The organism is uncultured Gimesia sp. (assembly GCF_937919775.1).
GTDB lineage: Bacteria > Planctomycetota > Planctomycetia > Planctomycetales > Planctomycetaceae > Gimesia.
In genome coordinates, this window is sequence record NZ_CALFPF010000248.1 from 1 (window position 1) to 3,676 (window position 3,676).

The 3,676-nt window shown below is 52.2% G+C and carries 3 protein-coding genes and 1 pseudogene; 1 reads left to right on the forward strand and 3 read right to left on the reverse strand.

Annotated elements, in window-relative coordinates; genetic code table 11:
• Positions 1-814, reverse strand: a pseudogene (locus Q0294_RS06565) (hypothetical protein); the annotation flags it as partial.
• Positions 815-1,245: 431 nt separating this feature from the next.
• On the opposite strand from Q0294_RS06565, the gene Q0294_RS06570 reads away from it, so the two are divergent.
• The gene (locus Q0294_RS06570; protein WP_299462198.1) at positions 1,246-1,821 is read left to right on the forward strand and encodes a DUF456 domain-containing protein; all 576 of its coding nucleotides are present in this window, start codon (positions 1,246-1,248) and stop codon (positions 1,819-1,821) included.
• A gap of 71 nt (positions 1,822-1,892) precedes the next feature.
• Here the strand turns inward: Q0294_RS06570 and Q0294_RS06575 are convergent, their stop codons facing one another.
• Together Q0294_RS06575 and Q0294_RS06580 are read right to left on the reverse strand one after the other, a co-directional pair.
• Positions 1,893-2,336 (reverse strand): hypothetical protein, encoded by a 444-nt coding sequence (locus Q0294_RS06575; RefSeq protein ID WP_299462201.1) that lies wholly within the window; start codon positions 2,334-2,336, stop codon positions 1,893-1,895.
• Positions 2,337-2,503: 167 nt separating this feature from the next.
• The gene (locus Q0294_RS06580; RefSeq protein ID WP_299462204.1) at positions 2,504-3,469 is read right to left on the reverse strand and encodes a DUF1559 domain-containing protein; all 966 of its coding nucleotides are present in this window, start codon (positions 3,467-3,469) and stop codon (positions 2,504-2,506) included.
• Positions 3,470-3,676: the final 207 nt, after the last annotated feature.

Genomic DNA, 3,676 nt, shown 5'->3' on the forward strand with positions numbered 1-3,676 from the left:
TGTAGGAGAGCCAGCGTTTGGAAACCATGTTGACGGCAGCGAACACATTTTCGTCGCCCGTGGTGTCCTCTTTGATCGAACGAATCTGGGAGACGACTTCTTTGATATCACTCACCGGATCTTTGGTGATGAACTGCGTCGTGGCGCCAAAGGCGGCCACCGCTGTTTTCAGCGAGTTTTCATCTTCTGCGGCTTCGAGAATCCCCAACTGCTTATAGACGTTTTCAAACCGGTCGGCGATTTCATTACGCCGCTTGCTGACGGAAGGAGAAACATCAAACAGCCAGACTACCAGTAATTTCTTTTCTTTGGCTGCTGCGGCAATTTCCAGAGTCAAACGGTCAATGGCGCCCGCCACGCCGCCTGGACGGTCTGTTTCACCGGTCACTTCAACGGCCGCCGTCAGTTCTTCTTTGGCAGGTTGAGTCAGCTTATCATCAAACACAGGCTCGGGTGTTTCAATTTCGTTTTCCAGCTGGCTCTGCATGGCCTCCTGCTGTTCTTTTGACGTTTCCGGAGCCGCCGCCATCGAAGGAGATAAAATATTCGAATCGCTGGCCGTGCCCACGACGTCCTGAATGGTCGGATCGAGTTTGAAAACGTCCGGATCCAGTTCTTCAATCGACGAAATAATCGAGTGCTCGGAATCGAGCAGCGTAATGCGCGTGAAACTTGCCAGAGCAAGCAGGATCAGCAGATGCACCCCCAGGCTGATAAACCAGGCGGGCACTTCCCTCATGTTCAACCAGTTATGGGGTTCCACGTCTACAATTTCGTCAACATGAACGTCCCTGGCAGAATTGACAACACTCACGGCCTGCTCCTTGGAATAGACTGAAATAGGCACGAACTCAGAACTTAACTGAATGTGCTGATTGTGATCACTAGTGAACCGGGCGGGATTTTCAAGCCCCGCATCTGATATCAAACGTCATTGATAATTATAAGAATTTTCGTCCATCAATGGTTTGGTAAACTTAAAATTTTACCCCTGATTTCAGACAAATACAATCATTGTCTGTCCGGACACCCAAACAAACTTCTCATACGTACACATATACGTCCATTTGGATTAGATCCCACTGCTTAAATAACCTCAAAAAGAGGCTCCATGTTCGTTGTTTTTTCGCATTCTGTAATATTTCACCTCGATTGACGAAATACGATTACGAATGACCCTGTAAATCAATAAACTGACAGAAAACTCCCCTCGAACAGAAAATCATCCTTTTCAGGTAATCACGTATGTCTTTTGAGTGGTTCAATGAGTGGCTCCCCTTCACGTTTTATTACCTGATGGCAACGTTGCTGCTGCTGGCGAATCTGACCGCCTGGCTGTCGATTCTGTTTCTGATCCCCGGCAACTGGATCATGGTGTTGCTCTCTGCGCTGTTTTACGCGTTCACGCCCGGACAGGAAAACAACGGGATCACTCTGACCGTCTTACTCATCGCCGTCGCGCTGGCAGGACTGGGTGAACTGGTGGAAATGCTGGGGGGATCTGCGGGCGCTGCAAAGAAAGGCGCCAGCCGTCGCGCGATGATTCTTTCGCTGCTGGGCACGTTCGTATTCAGCCTGCTCGGTGCGATGGTCGGCACTCCATTTCTGCCCCCCGCGGGAACCGTCGCCGGCGCCATTTTAGGGGGCAGCGTGGGCGCGTACATCGGCGCGTATCTGGGCGAAGTCTGGAAAGGCAATCTGGCCGTCGATCGATTCGAAATCGGACGGGCCGCGTTTATCGGACGGATTCTGGGCGTCGTCGGAAAAATGGCGATCGGCGTGATCATCCTCGTGATGATCACCATTGATTCCTTCATCTGATCCGTTTCGAAATCGCTTTCGACCAAAAGCCTGCGATTCCGCTCTGCCTGAGGTTTGACCTCTGGAAAACTTCACCCGGCGTCTTTCAGGTCAAACGTGAATTCAGAGGCACCCTCTTTGACTTCCACTTTGAGCGGGCTCGATTTGCTTGCGCGGAACTTTTTAGGAATGTTCGCAAACGTTTTCTGCGGGGGAGCCGGTTTGCCTGGTTCGGGCGGCACGGGGTCCGGATCGGGGGGCACAATCGTCACGCTATAACTTCCCAGCGCCACGTTGGGAATGGTCACAGTCCCCTCGGCTGTGAGGGCGCCGCCTCCCCCTTCTCCGGTCTGTGGATTTTCCAGATTCACCATGCCTTCCGTGACAGGCGCGCCTCCATAATTAATCGTCAGCGAAATGTCGCTGCGCGGTTTGTCGGCGCCGGGAGTGTGGCTGCATCCGATTAAAACGGCAGAACTCAGAACCAGTGACAGACCTAAAATGAGTGAGTGATGATTTCCCGGTACTTGATGCATGATTGATCCTTTCGGATGGAAAACTGAATGCTTCATAAATTGAGTGTTCGCAGATCTGCGCGATCTGCCTGGACGTTGAAAGTCAAACCGTCTTTGAAAGAACCTCACACAGGAAACTCCGACAGCCTGCGGTCGGAGTTTCTGCATGAGCCTGTGATTCCCTCAGATTAAAACTCGCCGATGACCTGGCCGTCGTCCCGCACGGAGAGTTGCCGCAGCGTGTCCATGTTGATGTTGTCAGAGATAAATCGCACGGCGCCATCGGTCAGCAGGACGTGAATTCCCCCCACATGAAATGAATTCAGCACCGTATTGACCTCGTATTCGGAACTGGCACTGGAAGGTGCGCCGGACGCCCAATAAGCGTTGGGAGGATAGCGCACGGTGGTCATGCCGCCGAGATAACCATTCACGGAACCCAGTGACGTCAGCACGGTGTCGGCGTCCATCTGCTCGCCTGAGTTATTCACCCAGCCATGCCAGCCCCCCAGAGGGTTGGCACTGTTCTCGACGCCGCCAACGTTACCCGACTGTTCGGCGACGATAATCGTATTGCTTGAACCATCCAGACAATCACGCATCCGCCGCGCGAAGTAAACCGGCAGCATGCCGTTATTGCAGTAGGTGCCTCCACTGACAATATTACTGGCCGTGCAGACAGAAACTCGACCGGCCGGGTCAGGTGTGGCGCCGGTAATACCCACATAGTCGTGAACCATACTGTCATACGCGAGCGGGATATCGGCGTTGACAATTCCATGCGGGCTCGAAGGACAAACGTAACCGGGAATCCGTAATGTCTTGAAGACAGCCTGCAGACTGGAATGCGCCCAGAAGCTGGCGCCAAAGCTGACCTGATTGTAAGCAGGCGCCTGATCGAAGTAAGGCAGCAAACCCACACGCCAGTTTGGTCCCCGACTGTTTTTCAAACCCCCAATGGGAAATGTCGTGAAGGCGTCGAGATAATTGTGCATCGCCAGGCCAATCTGTTTGAGATTGTTCTTGCACTGCGACCTGCGCGCCGCTTCCCGCGCCTGTTGCACGGCCGGCAACAGCAAGGCAATCAAAATCGCGATAACGACCAGTAATTCGATCAGCGTAAAACCACGCCTGTCTGGAGTCTGAACTTTCATGAATTTCTCTCGCAAAAATAATTAAACGTAAAACGTAACAAAATGGAGCGCGAGTGAGTACCAGATTCCCCGTCCGTAAGTTGTTATAATTACCGGGGCTGGAATTCCGTTTTGAATGAAAACTCATTCAAACTGTGGTTGCAGGAGAAGTTTGTCAGGTATGAAATTGAGGCAGGACTCTCAATAAAACTAATAGTATCACCTCGG